This is a genomic window from Paracoccus marcusii (assembly GCF_028621715.1).
In the GTDB taxonomy this organism is placed as follows: domain Bacteria; phylum Pseudomonadota; class Alphaproteobacteria; order Rhodobacterales; family Rhodobacteraceae; genus Paracoccus; species Paracoccus marcusii.
On the sequence record NZ_CP117466.1, the window covers coordinates 1,454,545 to 1,472,865 of the forward strand.

Annotated in this window: 17 protein-coding genes; 8 read left to right on the forward strand and 9 right to left on the reverse strand. The window is 68.8% G+C overall.

Features of this window, described 5'->3' with window-relative positions:
• Positions 1–2: 2 nt before the first annotated feature.
• Genes plsY through PRL19_RS07165 form a run of 3 tightly spaced genes read right to left on the reverse strand, consistent with a single transcriptional unit; the run spans position 3 to position 2,814 of the window.
• Entirely contained in the window at positions 3–578 is a 576-nt protein-coding gene (gene plsY, locus PRL19_RS07155) for a glycerol-3-phosphate 1-O-acyltransferase PlsY (protein WP_273744367.1), read from the reverse strand.
• Positions 575–1,855, reverse strand: a complete 1,281-nt coding sequence (pyrC, locus tag PRL19_RS07160; protein WP_273744368.1) for a dihydroorotase — start codon at positions 1,853–1,855, stop codon at positions 575–577. The genes plsY and pyrC overlap by 4 nt, the downstream gene beginning before the upstream one ends.
• Positions 1,855–2,814 (reverse strand): aspartate carbamoyltransferase catalytic subunit, encoded by a 960-nt coding sequence (locus PRL19_RS07165; RefSeq protein ID WP_045981080.1) that lies wholly within the window; start codon positions 2,812–2,814, stop codon positions 1,855–1,857. Before PRL19_RS07165 ends, pyrC begins: the two co-directional genes overlap by 1 nt.
• 170 nt (positions 2,815–2,984) lie before the next feature.
• Here PRL19_RS07165 and PRL19_RS07170 point away from each other — a divergent pair, with 170 nt between their 5' ends.
• Genes PRL19_RS07170 through PRL19_RS07180 form a run of 3 tightly spaced genes read left to right on the forward strand, consistent with a single transcriptional unit; the run spans position 2,985 to position 5,723 of the window.
• Entirely contained in the window at positions 2,985–4,358 is a 1,374-nt protein-coding gene (locus PRL19_RS07170) for an MATE family efflux transporter (protein WP_273744369.1), read from the forward strand.
• A 25-nt stretch (positions 4,359–4,383) separates the two neighbouring features.
• The gene (locus PRL19_RS07175) at positions 4,384–4,620 is read left to right on the forward strand and encodes an Lrp/AsnC ligand binding domain-containing protein (RefSeq protein ID WP_045981082.1); all 237 of its coding nucleotides are present in this window, start codon (positions 4,384–4,386) and stop codon (positions 4,618–4,620) included.
• Positions 4,620–5,723, forward strand: coding sequence for a pyridoxal phosphate-dependent aminotransferase (locus PRL19_RS07180; protein ID WP_273744370.1), 1,104 nt, complete (start codon positions 4,620–4,622; stop codon positions 5,721–5,723). The genes PRL19_RS07175 and PRL19_RS07180 overlap by 1 nt, the downstream gene beginning before the upstream one ends.
• Here the strand turns inward: PRL19_RS07180 and PRL19_RS07185 are convergent.
• The 4 genes from PRL19_RS07185 to PRL19_RS07200 form a co-directional block, all read right to left on the reverse strand.
• Positions 5,710–6,033 carry a DnaJ family domain-containing protein gene (locus PRL19_RS07185; RefSeq protein WP_273744371.1) on the reverse strand — a complete coding sequence of 108 codons (324 nt, stop codon included), beginning with the start codon at positions 6,031–6,033 and terminating at the stop codon, positions 5,710–5,712. The genes PRL19_RS07180 and PRL19_RS07185 overlap by 14 nt on opposite strands.
• A gap of 72 nt (positions 6,034–6,105) precedes the next feature.
• Positions 6,106–9,069, reverse strand: coding sequence for a valine--tRNA ligase (locus PRL19_RS07190; protein ID WP_273744372.1), 2,964 nt, complete (start codon positions 9,067–9,069; stop codon positions 6,106–6,108).
• A gap of 102 nt (positions 9,070–9,171) precedes the next feature.
• Entirely contained in the window at positions 9,172–9,522 is a 351-nt protein-coding gene (locus PRL19_RS07195) for a DUF1428 domain-containing protein (protein WP_194886228.1), read from the reverse strand.
• Positions 9,523–9,590: 68 nt separating this feature from the next.
• A complete protein-coding gene (locus PRL19_RS07200; RefSeq protein WP_273744373.1) occupies positions 9,591–10,022 on the reverse strand; it encodes an Lrp/AsnC family transcriptional regulator in 432 nt (143 codons plus the stop codon).
• A 165-nt stretch (positions 10,023–10,187) separates the two neighbouring features.
• Here PRL19_RS07200 and PRL19_RS07205 point away from each other — a divergent pair, with 165 nt between their 5' ends.
• Positions 10,188–11,342 (forward strand): type III PLP-dependent enzyme, encoded by a 1,155-nt coding sequence (locus tag PRL19_RS07205; RefSeq protein WP_273744374.1) that lies wholly within the window; start codon positions 10,188–10,190, stop codon positions 11,340–11,342.
• Between the two features lie 35 nt (positions 11,343–11,377).
• The gene (locus PRL19_RS07210; RefSeq protein WP_273744375.1) at positions 11,378–12,454 is read left to right on the forward strand and encodes a DUF2235 domain-containing protein; all 1,077 of its coding nucleotides are present in this window, start codon (positions 11,378–11,380) and stop codon (positions 12,452–12,454) included.
• Positions 12,455–12,461: 7 nt separating this feature from the next.
• Here PRL19_RS07210 and metF read toward each other — a convergent pair whose 3' ends face one another.
• Positions 12,462–13,334 carry a methylenetetrahydrofolate reductase [NAD(P)H] gene (metF, locus tag PRL19_RS07215; RefSeq protein ID WP_273744376.1) on the reverse strand — a complete coding sequence of 291 codons (873 nt, stop codon included), beginning with the start codon at positions 13,332–13,334 and terminating at the stop codon, positions 12,462–12,464.
• A gap of 92 nt (positions 13,335–13,426) precedes the next feature.
• On the opposite strand from metF, the gene PRL19_RS07220 reads away from it, so the two are divergent.
• The 3 genes from PRL19_RS07220 (at position 13,427) to PRL19_RS07230 (ending at position 16,256) form a co-directional block, all read left to right on the forward strand.
• Positions 13,427–14,341, forward strand: coding sequence for a LysR family transcriptional regulator (locus PRL19_RS07220; RefSeq protein WP_217844869.1), 915 nt, complete (start codon positions 13,427–13,429; stop codon positions 14,339–14,341).
• Positions 14,342–14,414: 73 nt separating this feature from the next.
• Entirely contained in the window at positions 14,415–15,203 is a 789-nt protein-coding gene (locus PRL19_RS07225) for an inositol monophosphatase family protein (protein ID WP_045981091.1), read from the forward strand.
• Positions 15,204–15,302: 99 nt separating this feature from the next.
• A complete protein-coding gene (locus tag PRL19_RS07230) occupies positions 15,303–16,256 on the forward strand; it encodes a DMT family transporter (protein WP_084693760.1) in 954 nt (317 codons plus the stop codon).
• On the opposite strand, the gene PRL19_RS07235 is transcribed toward PRL19_RS07230, so the two are convergent.
• Complete coding sequence (locus tag PRL19_RS07235; protein ID WP_273744377.1) at positions 16,222–18,285, reverse strand: lytic transglycosylase domain-containing protein; 2,064 nt, start codon at positions 18,283–18,285, stop codon at positions 16,222–16,224. The two genes, PRL19_RS07230 and PRL19_RS07235, sit on opposite strands and share 35 nt — an antisense overlap.
• Between the last annotated feature and the right edge of the window lie 36 nt (positions 18,286–18,321).

Consider the following 18,321-nt stretch of genomic DNA (forward strand, 5'->3'; position numbering starts at 1 on the left):
GGTTACTTGCGGCCGATCCGGGGTTCGGTACCGGCCAGAAGGCGGCTGATATTGGCATGGTGCCGGATGAAGATCAGCACCGCCATGAAGGCCGCGACCGCCGCGATGTCGGTCCGCCCCAGGCCCCAGGCGAAGACCGGGGCCAGTGCGGCCGCCAGAAGCGCGCTGAGGCTGCTGATCCGGGTGATCGCGGCGGTCAGCGCCCAGGTCGCGCAGGCGATCAGGCCCAATGGCCAGTTCAGCGCGATCACCGTTCCGAGGAACGTTGCGACGCCTTTGCCACCCTTGAAGCGCAGCCAGATGGGGAAGCAATGGCCCAGGAAGGCCGCGCCGCCGGCCAGAATCGCCGCCGCCTCTCCACCGAAATGGCGGGCCAGCAGGACCGCGATGGCGCCCTTGCCCGAATCCAGCAGCAGCGTGGCCAGCGCGGCGCCCTTGTTGCCCGTCCGCAGCACGTTGGTCGCGCCAATGTTGCCGGAGCCGATCTGGCGCAGATCGCCCAGGCCCAGGGCGCGCGTGATGACCAAGCCGAAGGGGACAGAGCCCAGAAGATAGCCGAAGATCGCCCAGAGGATCATGCCTGCTCTCCGAAGACGGGGGTGCCCGCGACCCAGGTGCCCAGGACGCGGCCCTGCATCCGTGCGCCGTCAAAGGGGGTGTTCTTGGATTTGGACAAAAGCGCGAAACGGTCCAGCACGAAGGGTGCGTCGGGGTCGAACAGCACCAGATCGGCGGGGGCGCCGTCGGACAGGCGACCCGCCGAGAGGCCCAGCCTGCGCGCGGGGTTCAGCGCCATGGCGCGGAACAGCTGCGGCAGGCTCAGCCCGCCCTGGTGATACAGGCGCAGGGCTGCGGGCAGCAGGGTCTGCAGGCCCACGGCGCCGGGGGCGGCGGCCTCGAAGGGCAGGCGTTTCGATTCCTCGTCCTGCGGCGTGTGAAAGCTGGCGATGGTGTCGATCAGCCCCTGGGCCACGGCATCGACCATGGAAAGGCGGTCATCCTCGGACCGCAGGGGCGGGGTGAAGCGGAAGAAGGTCCGGTAATCGCCCACGTCGAATTCGTTCAGCGTCAGGTGGTGGATCGAGATCCCCGCCGTCACGTCCAGCCCCGCATCGCGCGCCCGCGCCAGGGCGGGCAGGCTGGCGGCCACGGTGATCTGGTCGGCGTGGTACCGCCCCCGCGTCATCGCGACCAGGGCCAAGTCGCGGTCCAGGCCCATCACCTCGGCCATGGGGGAGACGGCGGGGATGCCGTAAAGGGATGCGAACTTGCCGCTGGTGGCCGCAGCCCCCGCCGACAGGGACGGGTCCTGCGGATGGCCCACGATCAGCGCGTCCAGGCCGCGCGCATAGGTCATGCAGCGGCCCAAGAGCTTGGTGTCGCGCACCACCCGTACGCCGTCGGTGAAGGCCACCGCGCCCAAATCGGTCAGAAAGCCGATCTCGACCATCTCGCGGCCTTCGCGGGCCTTGGTCAGGGCGGCCATGTGGCGGATGTGGACGGGCGCGTCGCTGGCGCGGCGGGCGACGAATTCCAGCGCCTCGGGCGTGTCGATGGGGGGCGTGGTGTCGGGGCGCGCGATGATCGTGGTGACGCCGCCCGCCGCAGCGGCACGGCCCGCGCTGCGGAAGCTTTCCTTGTGGCGTTCGCCCGGTTCGCCGATCTTGACGCCCCAGTCGATCAGGCCGGGCGCCAGCGCGCGGCCGCGACAGTCGATGACGGTGGCGCCTTCGGGGGCGGCGTCCTCGGGCGCGCCGCGTCCGGCGATGCGACCGTCGGTGACGCGCAGGCTGCCGATGTCGTCGGTCTGGGCTTCGGGGTCGATCAGGCGGGCGTTGCGGAAGATCAGGTCCATCACGATTCTCCGGCGGCGGCGCGGCCACGGCTGGCGCGCAGGTTGCGGGCCAGCAGGTCCAGGGCGGCCATGCGGACGGCGACGCCCATCTCGACCTGGTCCTGGATGACGCTGCGGTTGATGTCGTCCGCGATGGTGCCGTCGATCTCGACCCCGCGGTTCATGGGACCCGGATGCATGACGATCGCGTCGGGCGCGGCCAGGGCCAGCTTTTCCGCATCCAGCCCGAAGCGGTGGAAATATTCCCGCTCGGACGGGATGAAGCCGCCATCCATCCGCTCTTTCTGCAGGCGCAGCATCATGACGACATCGGCGCCGCGCAGCCCCTCGCGCATGTCCTCATAGAGTTCGACCCCCATGTCCGCGACGCCCGCGGGCATCAGGGTCGCGGGGCCGATCAGGCGGATGCGGTTCTCCATCTTGCCCAGCAGGATCAGGTTTGACCGGGCCACGCGGCTGTGGGCGATGTCGCCGCAGATGGCGATGGTCAGGCGCTGCAGCCGCCCCTTGGCGCGGCGGATGGTCAGCGCGTCCAGCAGGGCCTGGGTCGGATGTTCGTGCCGCCCGTCGCCCGCGTTGATGACCGCGCAGTTGACCTTCTCCGCCAGCAGGTTCACCGCGCCGGAATGCGGGTGGCGCACCACCAGAAGGTCGGGCTGCATCGCGTTCAGCGTCAGCGCCGTGTCGATCAGCGTCTCGCCCTTCTTCACCGACGACTGCGCGACGGCCATGTTCATCACGTCCGCGCCCAACCGCTTGCCTGCCAGTTCGAAGCTGGCCTGGGTGCGGGTCGAGTTCTCGAAGAACATGTTGATCTGGGTCATGCCGGCCAGTGCATCGGAATGCTTGACCGTGCGACGGTTCAGGCTGACGTAATCCTCGGACAGATCCAACAGCGACACGATCTCGTCGGGCTTGAGATGGTCGATGCCCAGAAGATGGCGGGCGCGAAAGCTCATCGGGGGCCTCCTGGGGTCGGTGTTCGCGCGATCTATCGCAGATGGGGGCAGGGGCGGCAAGCCGCGCGGACCCGCCCCGCCGCCGCCTTTCCGCCGATGCGGCGCGAAATGTTGCAGGGCGTGCAATGCCGCCCCTTGCCGCATTTTGCGGCTGCGGATATGGCAGAACGATGCACAGCCGATACCGCCCCCATGTTCTTGCGACCCTGTCGTTGGGCCTGCCGCTGATCGGCAGCCACCTGGCGCGCATGGCCATCGGCGTGGGCGACACGGTCATGGTCGGCTGGTACGGGGTCGAGCCGCTGGCCGCCCTGGTCATCGCGACCAGCTTCTTCCACATCCTGTTCTTTCTGGGCATGGGCTTCGGCATCGGCGTGCTGGGCCTGATCGCCGCCCATGTCGCCGCCGGCCGAGAGACCGAGGTCCGCCGCGGGGCTCGGATGGCGCTGTGGCTGTCGGCCGGCTATGCCCTGGCCGTGATGCCGCTGATGTGGTGGTCCGAACCGATCCTGCAGGCCCTGGGCCAGACCGACACGGTCAGCGCGCTGGCGCAGGATTACCTGCGCATCGCGGGCTGGGGCCTGGCGGTGGTCCTGGGCCAGCTGACCCTGTCATCCTATCTGGCCGCGCTGGAGCGGACGCAGGTCGTCATGTGGGTCACCCTGGCCGGGCTGCCGTTGAACCTGGCGCTGAACTGGGTGCTGATCTTCGGCAACCTGGGCGCGCCCGAACTGGGCGTGCGCGGCGCCGCCATCGCCAGCGTCACCGTCCAGGTGGTCCAGCTGCTGGCCCTGATCTCCTATGCGGGCTGGGTGCCCGTCGCGCGCAAGTACAACCTGTTCCAGCGCTTCTGGCGCCCCGACTGGCAGGCCATGCGCCAGATCGCGCGGATCGGCTGGCCCATCGGGCTGACCATGGTGGCCGAGGGCGGACTGTTCGTCGCCTCGAACATCATGATGGGCTGGATCGGGACGCCCCAGCTGGCCGCCCACGGCATCGCGCTGCAGATCACCTCGATCACCTTCATGGCCCATCTGGGGCTGTCCAACGCCGCGACCGTCCGGGTGGGCCAGGCCAAGGGCCGCGGCGATCGCGCCTGGATGCGCGATGCGGCGGTCACGGTCGTGTGGATGTCGCTGGCCTTTGCCGCCGTGGCCATCATGCTGTACCTGCTGTTCGCCGAACAGCTGGTGCGGCTGTATCTGGACCCGACCGATCCGCAGGCCCCGCAGATCGTGGCACTTGGCGCGATGCTGCTGATGTATGCCGCGCTGTTCCAGCTGACCGATGCGTTCCAGGTGATCGCCCTGGGCTTCCTGCGCGGGGTCCAGGACACGCAGGTGCCGATGTGGATCGCGGGCTTCAGCTATTGGGTCGTGGGCATGCCGGTGGCCTGGGCGCTTGCCTTTCCCCTGGGCTTCGGCCCCGCTGGCCTGTGGCTGGGCCTGTGCGTCGGGTTGACCTTTGCCGCGGTGCTGCTGATGCGTCGGTTCTGGCGCGGCCACGCGCGCGGGGACTGGACCCGCGCCGCGGCCACGGTCTAACCTGCCCCCAAACAGGAGCTTTTTCATGCGCGCCGTCTTCGTCCAGTTCCGCTGCGAGCCCGGCAGGACCTATCAGGTCGCCGAGGCCATCTACGACCGCGAGGTCGTCAGCGAGCTTTATTCCACCTCCGGCGATTTCGACCTGATCGCCAAGGTCTACATCCCCGAGGACCAGGATGTCGGCCGCTTCCTGTCGGACCGACTGTTCGACATTCCGCATATCAGCCGCACCCTGACCACCATGACCTTTCGCGCGTTCTGATGCCGCCCTTCGCACCCCTGGTGGCGGGCCTGCCCGCGACCGTGCCCTTTGTCGGCCCCGAAACCCTGGAACGCCGCCGCGGCGTGCCCTTCGCCGCCCGCCTTGGCGCGAACGAGAGCGCGTTCGGACCCAGCCCGCTGGCCGCCCGCGCCATGCGCGAGGCCGTGGGCCAGGTCTGGAAATACGGCGACGCGCCCAGCTTTGATCTGTCCCACGCGCTGGCGGCCCATCACCGCACCACCCCGGACGGCATCATGGTCGGAGAGGGCATCGACGGCCTGCTGGGCAACCTTGTGCGGATGATGGTCGCGCCGGGCGATGCGGTGGTCACCTCGGACGGGGCCTATCCGACCTTCAACTATCACGTCGCGGGCTTCGGTGGGGTGCTGCACACGGTTCCCTATCGCGACGACGCCGAAGATCCGGATGCCCTGGTCGCGCGTGCCCATGCCATCGGCGCGCGGCTGCTTTATCTGGCCAATCCAGACAATCCGATGGGCACCTGGCACGACGGCACGGTGATCGCGGCGATGCTGGACCGGATGCCGGCCGACTGCCTGCTGGTGCTGGACCAGGCCTATGCGGAATTCGCGCCGGCCTCGGCCATTCCCGACATCGTGGCGGACGATCCGCGGGTGATCCGCATGCGGACCTTCTCCAAGGCCTATGGCCTGGCCGGCGCGCGCATCGGCTATGCGATCGGCGCGCCGGACCTGATCGCGGGCTTTGACCGGGTGCGCAATCATTTCGGGGTGAATCGCATTGCCCAGGCCGGGGCGCTGGCCGCGCTGGCCGACCAGGGCTGGCTGGCCCATGTCGTGGCCGAGGTTCAGGCCGCCCGGCTGCGCATCGCCGATATCGGCGCCGCCAACGGCCTGACCGCGCTGCCCTCGGCCACGAATTTCGTGGCGCTCGACACCCAGCGCGATGGCGCCTTCGCCCGCGCCCTGATCGCCGCACTGGAGCGCGAGGGCGTGTTCGCCCGCATGCCGGGTGTCGCCCCCCTGGACCGCTGCATCCGCATCAGCGCCGCACCGATCCACGAACTGGACGTGTTCGAGGACGCGCTGCCCCGCGCGCTGGCCGCCCTCAGTCCCGCATGAAGCGGCGGCGGGCCTCCTCGGCGATGGCCTGACGCATCTGCAGCAGGGCGATCTCGGCCAGCAGGGCCGCGCGTTCCGGGCCCTCGGGCATGTCGGACAGGCGGGCCCGCGCGGCGATCACCTGCTTCTTCAGCACGATCTCGGGCGGCAGCACCCCGGCCTGCGCCATGATCCGGAACCCCGCCGCCGTGGCATCCGTCTCGATGGGCCGGTCGGGCAGGGGCCTGCCCTCGCCCTCAATCCCCGTCAGCTTGCCCTCGGCGCGGGCCTTCAGCATCATCCGTTCGGCGATCCGCTCCAGCCAGCCCATCCGCGCCTCCCTTGCGCCTTGCCGAAAGACCCTTGGCCCGGCCAGCCCGACGGGGCAGGCCGGGCCGCAGGCTTACATCGCCGCCAACTGCGCCAGCGCGGCCTGCAGGCGGGCGATGTCGTCCTCCAGCGCGGCCAGCTTGCCGGTGGTCTCCTCGATCACCTCGGCATCGGCATTCTCGACGAACTTGGGGTTCGACAGGCGCTTGGACAGGCCGTCGGCATCCTTGCGCAGCTTGGCCTCCGCCTTCTGCAGGCGCGCGGTCTCGGCCGCCACGTCGATCACGTCGCCGATGGGCAGCGCGAAACTGGCCCCCTGCACCGACACGGCGATCATCCCCTTGCCGGCGACCCCGTCGGCGGCCGGGTTCACCCGCGCCAGCCGCTCGATCAGCGGACCGTTGGCGGCCAGCGCCGCCCGGGCGGCCGCGTCTGCCTCGGTCACGACCAGGTCCAGCTTGGCGCCCGCCGGCACGCCCATCTGGGCGCGGGCGGACCGCACGCCTTCGATCAGCGCGATGACCCAGTTCATCTGCCGGTCGGCCTCTGCGTCGATCATGTCCGCGCCCAGTTCGGGCCAGTCGCCATGGACCAGCATGCGGTCGCGGTCCCCGGTCAGCGCCCACAACTCCTCGGTGACGAAGGGCATGATCGGGTGCAGCATGGCAAAGCACTGGTCCAGCACCCAGCCCATCGTAGCCCGCGTTTCCTCGGCGTGATCGCCGTCGAACAGCGGCTTGGCGAATTCCACGTACCAGTCGCAGACCTTGCCCCAGACGAAGGCGTAAAGCCCCGTCGCCGCATCGTTGAAGCGATAGGCGGCCAGCGCCTCGTCGACAGCCATCAGGATGCGCGCGGTCTCTCCGATGATCCAGCGGTTCACGGTATGGCTGGGCTGCGGACGCACCCCGCCGCCGCGCACGCCGTTCATTTCGGCGAACCGGGTGGCGTTCCAGATCTTGGTGACGAAGTTGCGGTTCACCTCGACATGCTTGGGCCCCAGCTTGGGGTCGCGGCCCATCGCCGCCATGCTGGTCAGCGTGAAGCGCAGCGCATCCGCGCCATAGGCGTCCACCAGCGTCAGTGGGTCGATGACGTTGCCCTTGGACTTGGACATCTTGGCGCCCTTCTCGTCGCGCACCAGCCCGTGGACATAGACGGTCCTGAACGGCACATCGCCCACGACCTCCAGCTGCATCATCATCATCCGGGCGACCCAGAAGAAGATGATGTCGAAGCCCGTGACCAGCACGTCGGTCGGGAAATACCGTTCCAGCTCGGGCGTCTTCTTGGGCCAGCCAAGCGTGCCGATGGGCCAAAGGCCCGAACTGAACCAAGTGTCCAGCACGTCCGGGTCGCGATGCAACTCCACAACAACGGAGTTAGGATCATGTTTAGTCCCACCCTCGTCCCAGAAGCCAATGCTAACCTGATCGCCATAATGCGCTTGCGCCAAATTCATGACATCTTGCTCGGTCGCCGCACAGAACTGAACCGTTTCGGAATAGTCGAAAGACCCGTCTTTCTGTGACGGCCCGTACCAGACCGGGATCTGGTGGCCCCACCACAGCTGGCGGCTGATGGTCCAGGGTTCGATGTTCTCAAGCCAGTTGAAATAGACCTTCTTGTGCTGCTCGGGCAGGATCTCCGTTCGGCCCGACCGCACGGCCTCCAGCGCGGGTTCGACGATGCGCTTGGTATCCACGAACCACTGGTCGGTCAGCATCGGCTCGATCACGACGCCGGACCGGTCGCCAAAGGGCTGCATGATCGGCTTGGCGTCGATCACGGGACGGCGTTCCAGATGCTCGGCGCCGGTTTCGGGCTCGATCTCACGGTGCAGATAGGTGACCGCCAGGCCCTCGGCAGTGATCGCATCGATCACGCGCTTGCGGGCGTCGAACCGGTCCAGGCCGCGCAGGTCGTCGGGCACCAGGTTCACGGCGGTGACGTCGCCCACATCCTCGCCCGCGGCGGCGCGGGAGGCGATGGCGGCGCTGTCGGCATAGGACAGCCCGTCGGCGCGCATCGCGCCCTTGCCGTCCATCAGCGCATAGAGCGGGATGCCGTTGCGCATCGCCACGCCATAGTCGTTGAAATCATGCGCGCCGGTGATCTTGACCGCGCCGGACCCGAAATCGGGGTCGGGGTATTCGTCGGTGATGATCGGGATCAGGCGGCGGTGTTCCTTGGGGCCGACCGGGATCTCGACCAGCTTGCCGACGATGGGGGCATAGCGCGCGTCTGACGGATGCACGGCAACCGCGCCGTCGCCCAGCATGGTCTCGGGGCGGGTCGTGGCGATGCTGATGTAATCGCGCGTCTCGCGCAGGGTCACGCGGCCGTCTTCGTCGCGTTCCACGTATTCATAGGTCTCGCCACCGGCCAGCGGGTACTTGAAGTGCCACATGTGGCCCGGAACCTCGCGGTTCTCGACCTCCAGGTCGCTGATCGCGGTCTCGAAATGCGGGTCCCAGTTCACCAGCCGCTTGCCGCGATAGATGATGCCCTTGTTGTAGAGATCCACGAAGACCCGGATCACCGCGTCATGGAAGTTGCCCTCCTCGCCCGCGGGGGCACCGGGGGCCCCGGACATGGTGAAGGCATTGCGGCTCCAGTCTGCGCTGGCGCCAAGGCGCTTCAGCTGGTTGATGATCGTGTCGCCGGATTCCCGCTTCCAATCCCAGATCTTGGCGGTGAAGGCGTCGCGCCCGATCTCGCGCCGGCCGGGTTCGCCCCGTTCGGCCATGCGGCGTTCGACGACCATCTGGGTGGCGATGCCCGCATGGTCCTGACCCGGCTGCCACAGCGTGTCAAAGCCCCGCATCCGGTGCCAGCGGACCAGGATGTCCTGCAGCGTGTTGTTCAGCGCGTGGCCGATATGCAGGCTGCCGGTGACGTTGGGGGGCGGGATCATCACGGTGAAGGTTTCCGACCGCCGGGCATTGGCCCCGGCGGCAAAGGCGTTCCGGCGTTCCCATTCGGCCGCGATCCGGGCCTCGGCATCCGCCGCGTCAAAGCTTTTGTCCATCGTCATCGCATCACCCCATCTGTTGCAGCGGGATTAGCGAATGCGGGGCCAAAGGCCAAGCCCGTCGGCACCGGGCATGTCATCCGGGGCGGTTCGCGGCCGGGCCCGTCAGCGCAGGTCCACGATGGGGGCAAAGCCGCCCCAGAACATGCGCGCCCCGTCAAAGGGCATGTCGGCCATGTCGGGGTGGTCCTCGGTCATCATCGCGGCCCATGCGGCATCCGCGGTGGCACGGTCAGGCCATTCGATCCAGGACAGCACCGGGACCTCGTCGCCGGTGGCCTCGGTCGCGCGATAGAAATCGGTGCGCTTGCCGTGGGGCACGTCCTCGCCCCAGCATTCGACCAGGCGCAGCGCGCCGTGACGCTTGAACGCCGGCCAGGCCCTGGTCGCGTGATCGGCATAGTCGTCGCGCTTGTCCGCGGGCACGGCCAGCACGAAGCCGGAATAATAGCTCATCGCATCCTCCCTTGCGTCGGTGGGCACAGTGTCCGCCCGCAGGGGATTCGAGGCAACAGGCGTCGCGCCTAGACGGCGCGATCCAGCTTGGTCGCCAGGTGGATCAGGCTTTCGGACGACCGCACGCCCTCGATCCCGCCGATGCGGTCCAGCGTCTCGTCCAGTTCGGTCGTCGAGGCGGTGGCCAGCTGCAGCAGCAGGTCGACCCGGCCGCTGGTGGTGTGCACACGCTCGACCTGGGGCAGGGACTTGAGCCGCGACAGCACGCCGGGCTGGGCGCGGGGCTCGATGCCCAGCAGGACGGTGGCGCGGATGCGGGCCCCGCGCGCGGCCTCTCCCAGGCGCAGCGTGTATCCGGCGATGGCGCCGGTGCTCTCCAGCCGCTCCAGCCGGGCCTGCACGGTCGAGCGCGCGACGCGCAGGCGGCGGGCCAGCACCGCCACCGACATGCGCGCGTCGCCCGACAGCTGCGCCAGAATGTTGCGATCCAGATCGTCCAAAGCCGCGCCTGCCTGCCTGTTTCGTCAAAATGACATGAACTGCGTCATAATAACCGGGATGACATGCGATTCTAGCCTTTTCATCGGTGAAATCGGAACTCAAAAGCGCCATTCCGGGTTGCAGGACCGCAACCCATCATCCAGCCTCGTGCGAAAGGAACCGCAATGGGACAACAGAAGACCGTCTGGGAAAATCCGGCCGAGGTCATCCGACATCTGGCCCCGGAACATCCGGTCATGGTCTTCGCGCCGACAGTCTTGCAAGACCGTGCGCGGCAATTCATCGACGGTTTTCCGGGGCTGGTGACCTATGCGGTCAAGTCCAACCCCGACGAGGCCGTGATCCAGAACCTTGTCGCCGCCGGCATCCGCGGTTTCGACGTGGCCTCGCCCTTCGAGATCGACCTGATCGGCCGCATGGCGCCGCATGCCGCGCGCCATTACCACAATCCCGTCCGCGCCCGGTCCGAGATCGCGCACGGCGTGTCCCAGAACATCCGCGCCTGGTCCGTGGACAGCCGGTCCGAACTGGACAAGCTGTTCGATCAGGTGCCGACCCATGTCGACGGCAAGGGGGTCGAGATATCGCCCCGCTTCAAGTTGCCGGTGCTGGGCGCGGCCTATGACTTCGGCTCCAAGTTCGGCGCATCGCCCGAACTGGCGGCCGAGCTGCTGGCAGAGGTCGCGCGCCGTGGGTACGTCCCGTCGCTGACCTTCCATCCGGGCACGCAATGCACCGACCCGATCGCATGGGAAAGCTATATCCGCGTGTCCAAGGACATCTGCGACATGGCGGGCGTGCGCGCGGTGCGCCTGAACGTGGGCGGCGGTTTCCCCTCGCACCGCGTCGTGGGCGTCGAGCCCGACCTGACCTCGATCTTCCAGGAGATCGCCGACACCGTGACCGAGATGTTCGGCACCGACGCGCCCGATCTGGTCTGCGAACCGGGACGCGGCATCGTGGCCGACGCCTATGCGCTGATCACCCGGGTCAAGGGCGTGCGCGACGGCGGCCACGTGTTCCTGAACGACGGCGTCTATGGCGGCCTGGCCGAGCTGCCGATCATCGGCAATATCGACCGCATCGAGGTCCTGACCCCCAAGGGCACCCCGCGCGAGGGCGAGGCCGGCGGCCGCGTCATCTTTGGCCCGACCTGCGATTCGGTCGACCGACTGCCGGGCGAACTGGCGCTGCCGGACACGATCCAGGAAGGCGATTTCGTGATCTTCCACGGCGCGGGCGCCTATTCAACGGTCACGAACACGCGATTCAACGGTTTCGGCGCGATGACCAACGCGACCGTGATGCGCCTGTCGTAACGGTTTGCTCATGCCCCCATGCTAGGCTTGGGGGCATGAGCGTGACCAGACCACCCACCATCCATGTCGTGCTGATGGACGGCACCTTCGCGTCGCTGGCCGATGGCAGGCGCAGTTCCATCGGCCGCATCCACCGCCTGCTGACGGGCCAGCTGGGCGCCCTGCCGCCCGGACGCATCCGCGTCCATTACGGCATGGGACAGCAATGGACCCGCTGGCGCACGCTGCCCGACCTGGTCATGGGCCGCATCCTGGAAACCCGCATCACCGATGCCTATGGCTGGCTGGCCAGCGGCTATCGCCCCGGCGACCGGATCTTCATGCTGGGCTATTCCCGCGGGGCCTTCGCGATCCGCAGCCTGGCGGGGATGATCAGCCGCGTGGGCCTGCTGCAGGCACAAGCGGCGACCGAACGCCACATCCGGCTGGCCTGGCGCTATTACCACCAGGGGGGCACGCCGCAGGCGATGGCCGCCTTCCGGCGCAGGCGCTGTCATGCGCAGGCGCCGATCCGCATGGTCGGCTGTTTCGACACCGTGATGGCCCTGGGCCTGCGGCTGCCGGTGCTGTGGATGCTGACGGAACCGCGGTTCCGCTTTCACGACGCGCATCTGGGGCAGGGGATCGAGCACGGGTTCCAGGCCTTGGCCCTGGATGAGACCCGCGCCGCCTTTGCGCCGCTGCTGTGGGACGATGCCCATGCGGCGGGTCGGATCGAGCAGATGTGGTTTCGCGGCGCGCATCCCGACATCGGCGGACAGCTGTCCGGGTTCGAGATGTCGCGGCCCCTGGCGAACATCCCGCTGGTCTGGATGCTGGATCGGGCCGAACAGGTCGGCCTGCCGTTGCCGCCCGGATGGCGGGGGCTGTTTCCGGGAGATGCCGCGGCGCCGTCAATCGGGTCGTGGCGCAATTGGGGCAAGGCGTTCCTGGCGCGCACGCCCCGCCTTGCCGGCCGCCACATGACCGAGGCGCTGCATCCGACGGTGCCAAGACCCGTTGCCGGCCCGGCCCGCCTGACCGGACACCTGGCCGCGCACCGCCCGCTGCGCCGCAGATCGCCCGCCACCATCGCCGCGCGCTGGCGCCGCCCGCCCGTCGATCCCGCCTAAGGGGTGGTCAGGCCACGGCCTCCAGCCCGGCCTTGGGGCGCACGCCCAAGGCGGCGCAGACGTCGCGGGTCAGTTCGGGACGGTTCAGCGTATAGAAATGCAGCTGGTCCACGCCGCCCGCGATCAGCTTTTCGCACAGCTCCACCGACAGGTCGGTCGCAAGCGCGCGCTGTGCGTCGGGGCCGTCCAGGGCCGCAAGTTGGAACGCCTCCTCGGCCCAGTCCGGGACGGTGGTGTTGCAGGTCGCGGCGAACCGCTTGGTCCCGGCCCAGCTTTGGACCGGCAGCAGGCCGGGGATGATCGGCGCGTCGATGCCGGCCGCGACGCATTTGTCGCGAAAGCGGAAAAAGGTTTCGGGTTCGAAGAAGAACTGCGTGATGGCGCTGGTGGCCCCGGCCTCGATCTTGCGCTTCAGCCAGGTCACGTCGGCATCGCCATCGGCGCTGTCCGGGTGCGGTTCGGGATAGGCGCCGCAGCGGATCGTCATGTCGCCGCGCGCGGCGATCGCCTCGATCAGTTCGACCGAATTGGCGAAGCCGTCGTCATGCGGGGTGAAGCGGTCGGCCCCCTTGGGCGCATCGCCGCGCAGCGCCACGATCTGGGTGATCCCGGCATCGGCATAGGACTGCACGATCTCCATCGTCTCGGCGCGGGTGGCCTCGACGCAGGTCAGATGCGCCGCGACCTGCAACCCGAACTGGCGGTTGATCGTGGTCACGGCCTCATGGGTCAGCTTGCGGGTCGTGCCGCCGGCGCCATAGGTGACCGACACGAAATCGGGGGCCAGCGGGGCCAGCACCTTCGCGGTCTCCCACAGCTTGAACGAGGCTTCCAGCGTCTTGGGCGGGAAGAACTCAAAGCTGACATTCGGCGTGGTCATGGCGAATCCCTTCGTGTTGGCGGCTCTTGTGCCATGGGGCGTGGCGTGAGACAAATTCATAATCTTCAACATCAACGTGAGGGCGTTTCATCATGCATCTGGAACTGCGCCATCTGCGCACCGTGCATGCGATCCACGAACAGGGCGGCCTGGCCCGCGCCGCCGAGGTGCTGAACATCACGCAGAGCGCGCTGTCCCACCAGGTCAAGGCGCTGGAGGAGCAGTCGGGTGCCCAGTTGTTCGTGCGCCGCGCCAAGCCCATGCGCCTGTCCGCCGCGGGCATGCGCCTGCTGCGCCTGGCCGAACAGGTCCTGCCCCTGGTCGAGGCGACCGAGGCAGAGTTCAAGGGCGTCGAGGCCGGGCGCATCGGTCGGCTGCACATCGCGATGGAATGCCACGCCTGCTTTGACTGGCTGCTGCCGGTGCTGGACATCTTTCGCCGCGCCTGGCCGGATGTGGACGTGGACATCCGTCAGCGGCTGGCCTTCGGAGCGCTGCCCGCGCTGGTGCGCGAGGAGGTGGACCTGGTGATCTCCTCGGACCCCGAGGATCTGGCGGGCGTCACCTTTCAGCCGCTGTTCGACTATGCGCCGACCTTGGTCGTGCCGGCGGGACATCCGCTGGCGGCCAAGGGCCATGCCGATCCCGCCGATCTGGCCGCCGAGACGCTGATCACCTATCCCATGGACCGCGCACGGCTGGACGTGTTCAGCCAGTTCCTGACGCCCGCGGGCATCGAACCCGCGCGCCAGCGCACGGTCGAACTGACCGCGGTGGCGCTGATGCTGGTGGCATCCGGGCGGGGCGTCGCGGTCATGCCGGACTGGGTCCTGCGGCGCGAGGCCGCGAACCCGGAACTGGTGCTGCTGCCGCTGGGGCCGCAGGGGATCCGCCGCCGTCTGTACGCGGCGGTGCGGTCGGACGACCTGTCGCAGCCCTACATGGCGCATGTGCTGCGCCTATCGCGCACCGAACCCCTGCGGATGCTGCGCGGCCCGTCCAGCTAGGCCGGTGCGTGATGCTTGGCTTTCCGCCGCGTCTGCCCTATGACGCGGCCAACCCCAATTCCCGGAGCACCCGATGGCAAGCGCCAATCTGAACGTGATGATCAAGGCCGCCCGCAAGGCGGGTCGCGCCCTCGTCAAGGACTTCCGCGAGGTCGAGAACCTTCAGGTCAGCGTCAAGGGCGCCGGCGATTTCGTCACCCGCGCCGACCGCGAGGCCGAGCGCCTGATCAAGGAAGAGCTGATGACCGCCCGCCCCAGCTATGGCTGGCTGGGCGAGGAGACCGGCAAGACCGAGGGCGACGACCCCACCCGTCGCTGGATCGTGGACCCGCTGGACGGGACGACGAACTTCCTGCACGGCCTGCCGCACTGGGCTGTCTCCATCGCGCTGGAGCACAAGAAGGAGATCGTCGCCGCGGTCATCTTCGACGCCGCCAAGGACGAGATGTTCGTGGCCGAAAAGGGCACCGGCGCCTATATGAACGACCAGCGCCTGCGCGTGTCGGGCCGCACCAAGCTGTCCGAATCGGTGTTCTCGACCGGGATCCCGCATGCCGGGACCGGCCCGCTGCCCGCGATGATCCAGGATCTGGCCCAGCTGATGCCCGTCTGTGCGGGCGTGCGCGGTTTCGGGTCCGCGGCGCTGAACCTGGCCTATGTCGCCGGCGGACGGTTCGACGGCTATTGGGAACGCGGCACGAAATCCTGGGACGTGGCCGCGGGTATCCTGATGGTGCGCGAGGCCGGCGGTTTCGTCCACGGCATCCGCGAGGGCGACGATCCGCTGGAATCGGGTCGTCTCATCGCGGCGAACCCCACCCTGCTGGACCCCTTCGCCAAGATCATCCGCGCCCGCGACTAGGCTGCAACAGGTCAGGGTTGCAGACCGTGCAACCCTGACCCTCGCTTGACCTTGCGGAATGGTGGGCGCAACAGGGGGCAACCCTGAAGGCGCCCGCTTATGTCCGACGACCGACCGACCCAGCCCTATGCCGCATCCGCCGCCGTCGCGGCGCCGCCCCCGGTTCCGCCGCAGGGGCAGGCCCCCGTCCGCGACCGCACCGGCCTTGCCATCGCCATGATGTGCGCGGTCAGCCTGATCTTCGCCTTCCAGGACGTGTTCTCTCGCATCCTGGGCGGGGGCTATCCGCCGGTGCTGATCGTGATGATCCGGTACTGGGTCTTTGCGCTGTTCGTGATCGCGCTGGTCGCGCGCCAGCCGGGCGGGTTGAAACGCGCCATCCGCACGAAACGCCCCCTGACCCAGATCGCCCGCGGCGTGATCCTGGCGCTGGAGGTGCTGATCATGGTCGAGGCCTTCGTCCGCTTGGGCCTGATCGAGACGCATGCGGTCTTTTCCGTCTATCCGCTGCTGGTCGCGGCCCTGTCCGGGCCGGTCCTGGGCGAGGCTGTCGGATGGCGGCGCTGGACCGCCATCGCGGTGGGCTTTGCCGGGATCATCGTGATCCTGAACCCCGGCGGCGGGGTCATCAGCATGGCGGCGCTGCTGCCCTTTGCGGCCGCGCTGATGTTCGCGCTGTACGGCCTGCTGACGCGACATGTGTCGCGCGACGATCCGGCGATGGTCAGCTTTTTCTGGACCGGGGTGTCAGGGGCGGTGGCCATGACGCTGGTGGGTATCTGGGACTGGCAGTGGCTGGCACCGATGGACTGGGTCTGGATGGCCTGCCTGTGCGTCTGCGGCATGACCTCGCATTACCTGATGATCCGCAGCTATGAGCTGGCCGAGGCGTCGGCCCTGCAGCCCTTCGGCTATACGCAGCTCGTCTGGGTCAGCATCCTGGGCGTGGTCCTGTTCAACGAGACCTTGCGCGCCAACGTCGTGATCGGGGCCGCGATCGTGGTCGCGGCCAGCCTGTTCACTCTGTGGCGACAGCGGATGCGGTCGCGCTGAACCAGCCTTCGGGCAGGCGCGGACCGATGAAGGGCTTGGGCCGCGGCTTGGCCGACAGGGCCAGCGTCAGGCGCGCCGGCGGGGGCGGCACCGCACCGCCGCCCGACAGGTCCCACCGGGTGACGACCGGCGCGGGCGTGCCATGGATGCGCGCACGATAGATCGGCAGCGCCTCGGCCACGCGCATGACATAGTTGCGCGTCTCGTCGAAGGGGATCAGCTCGACCCAGTCCACGGGATCGGCATCGCGGCGCAGGTCGCCGAAATCGTTCAGCCAACGCGCGGACCGCCCCGGCCCGGCATTGTAGCCCGCCGCGATCAGCGCCACGGACGGGCCGAACCGGTCGGCCAGGTCGATCAGGTATTGCGACCCGATCCGCGCGTTGTAGCTGGCATCGTTGGACAGGCGCGCTAGGTCATAGGGCATGCCGATCTGGCGCGTGACCTGTTCGGCGGTGCCGGGCATGACCTGCATGAGCCCCTGCGCGCCGACGGGGCTGGAGGCCGTGTGGTTGAATTCGGATTCCTGCCGCGCGATGGCCATGACCAGTTCCGGGGGCGGGCCCAGGTCCTCGCGCTCCAGCCCGGTCAGGGGGAAATGCGCGACGGGCCAGATCACGCCCTGGTTCGCCGACTGTTTGGCCAGGCGCAGCCCGTGCCAGGGAGTCCCGGCCTCGTACATCAGGCGCGCCATGCGGGCGATGTCGTCGGGCGCCGCGGTTTCCGCCAAGTGCAGCAGAAAGCGCTGCGCATCGTCGCGCCGTCCGCTGGCGACCAGCCACAGGCCTGCGCGAAAGATCGGGTTCTCGCGCAGCGCACTGCCGCGCCAGTCGGGCAGGGTGTCGATGGCCGCGTCGGCCACGGCGTAATCGGCGGGCAGGCTGCGGCCGACCTTCTCCATCGCCAGCTGACCGTAATAGGTGCCGGGCAGGTCGGCCGCGGCGCCAAAGGCCGTGCGTGCGGCGGCATCGTCGCCCAGGGCCTCATGCGCGCGGCCCTGCCAGTAGAAGGCGCGCGACTTGCTGATCGCGGCGCCGACGACGGTTTCCAGATGGTCGAAATGCGTCAGCGCGCGGGCCGCATCGCCGGTCTTCAACGCGGCAAAGCCCGCCAGCCATTCCAGGTCGGCGTAATGGCGGTTGTCGGGCGTCAGGAAATGCGGCGTGGCCAAGCGCAGCGCGCGGTCCCAGTCGCCGTTCCGCATGGCCAGCCGAGTGTAATCCACCCGCATCGACGCCCATCGCGCCGGAACGCGCAGCGCCTCCGCGCTGGTCGAGGATTCCAGCAGCAGGGCCTGGGCGCCCTCATGCTGCTTTGCGCCCACGCGCCAGTCGAAGCGGTCCATCGCCAGGCCCGGATCGGAGCGCAGGTCGGCAGGCAGCGCCAGGATCAGGTCGTCGACGCCGGCACGGCCCGCCTGCACGGCGATCCGGGCGCGGGGCAGGGGGCGGTCGGCCTCGGGCAGGCGGGACAGCAGGCGTTCGGCCTGTGCCCATTCCCCCGCATCCAGCATCGCGGTGATGCGCGCGGGGATCAGCGGCAGCAGTTCGGGAAAGGCGGCCAGCAGGGCGGCCTCGTCCTCGGCCGGCAGGAGTTGCGTGGTGAAGAAGGCCTGACGGGCCAGGGAGGCATCGGCGTCGGGCAGGATCGCGGTCAGCGCGTTCAGGCCGGCCCGCGTGGTGGGGCTGCGGCCGTCGAACCACAGGCGGATGTCGTCGGGATCGGCGCCGGGACGCAGCCGCGCCTCTCCGCGCTGGATCAGCAGGTCTAGGCCGGGCCAGTCGGGATGGTTGCGCAGAAAGCCCGCGTAATCGGCGAAATCGCCGTGGCCTGCGCGCAGGGCGTGCCAGCCGACCAGCGCCTCTCCCAAGGGGCCTGCGGCGCGGGCGGCGTCACGGGCGGTCACCCAGTCCTGGACCTGGGTCGCGGCCAGGGCCAGCGCCATTGCGCCCGGATCCTCGGCCCGTGCGGGCAGGGCCAGGGACAGGGCCAGAAGGCCCGCCATCGTCATGTCACGCAGAAGTCGCATCACCACCCTGTGTCACCGTCAAACGCCCCGCGTGCA

Excerpts from the sequence above, each read along its gene's own strand:
- plsY (WP_273744367.1), bottom strand. The coding sequence starts at position 578 with ATGATCCTCTGGGCGATCTTCGGCTATCTTCTGGGCTCTGTCCCCTTC.
- pyrC (WP_273744368.1), bottom strand. The coding sequence starts at position 1,855 with ATGGACCTGATCTTCCGCAACGCCCGCCTGATCGACCCCGAAGCCCAG.
- PRL19_RS07165 (WP_045981080.1), bottom strand. The coding sequence starts at position 2,814 with ATGAGCTTTCGCGCCCGCCATCTTCTGGGCATCGACCATCTCAAGCCC.
- PRL19_RS07170 (WP_273744369.1), top strand. The coding sequence starts at position 2,985 with ATGCACAGCCGATACCGCCCCCATGTTCTTGCGACCCTGTCGTTGGGC.
- PRL19_RS07175 (WP_045981082.1), top strand. The coding sequence starts at position 4,384 with ATGCGCGCCGTCTTCGTCCAGTTCCGCTGCGAGCCCGGCAGGACCTAT.
- PRL19_RS07180 (WP_273744370.1), top strand. The coding sequence starts at position 4,620 with ATGCCGCCCTTCGCACCCCTGGTGGCGGGCCTGCCCGCGACCGTGCCC.
- PRL19_RS07185 (WP_273744371.1), bottom strand. The coding sequence starts at position 6,033 with ATGGGCTGGCTGGAGCGGATCGCCGAACGGATGATGCTGAAGGCCCGC.
- PRL19_RS07190 (WP_273744372.1), bottom strand. The coding sequence starts at position 9,069 with ATGACGATGGACAAAAGCTTTGACGCGGCGGATGCCGAGGCCCGGATC.
- PRL19_RS07195 (WP_194886228.1), bottom strand. The coding sequence starts at position 9,522 with ATGAGCTATTATTCCGGCTTCGTGCTGGCCGTGCCCGCGGACAAGCGC.
- PRL19_RS07205 (WP_273744374.1), top strand. The coding sequence starts at position 10,188 with ATGGGACAACAGAAGACCGTCTGGGAAAATCCGGCCGAGGTCATCCGA.
- PRL19_RS07210 (WP_273744375.1), top strand. The coding sequence starts at position 11,378 with ATGAGCGTGACCAGACCACCCACCATCCATGTCGTGCTGATGGACGGC.
- metF (WP_273744376.1), bottom strand. The coding sequence starts at position 13,334 with ATGACCACGCCGAATGTCAGCTTTGAGTTCTTCCCGCCCAAGACGCTG.
- PRL19_RS07220 (WP_217844869.1), top strand. The coding sequence starts at position 13,427 with ATGCATCTGGAACTGCGCCATCTGCGCACCGTGCATGCGATCCACGAA.
- PRL19_RS07225 (WP_045981091.1), top strand. The coding sequence starts at position 14,415 with ATGGCAAGCGCCAATCTGAACGTGATGATCAAGGCCGCCCGCAAGGCG.
- PRL19_RS07230 (WP_084693760.1), top strand. The coding sequence starts at position 15,303 with ATGTCCGACGACCGACCGACCCAGCCCTATGCCGCATCCGCCGCCGTC.
- PRL19_RS07235 (WP_273744377.1), bottom strand. The coding sequence starts at position 18,285 with ATGCGACTTCTGCGTGACATGACGATGGCGGGCCTTCTGGCCCTGTCC.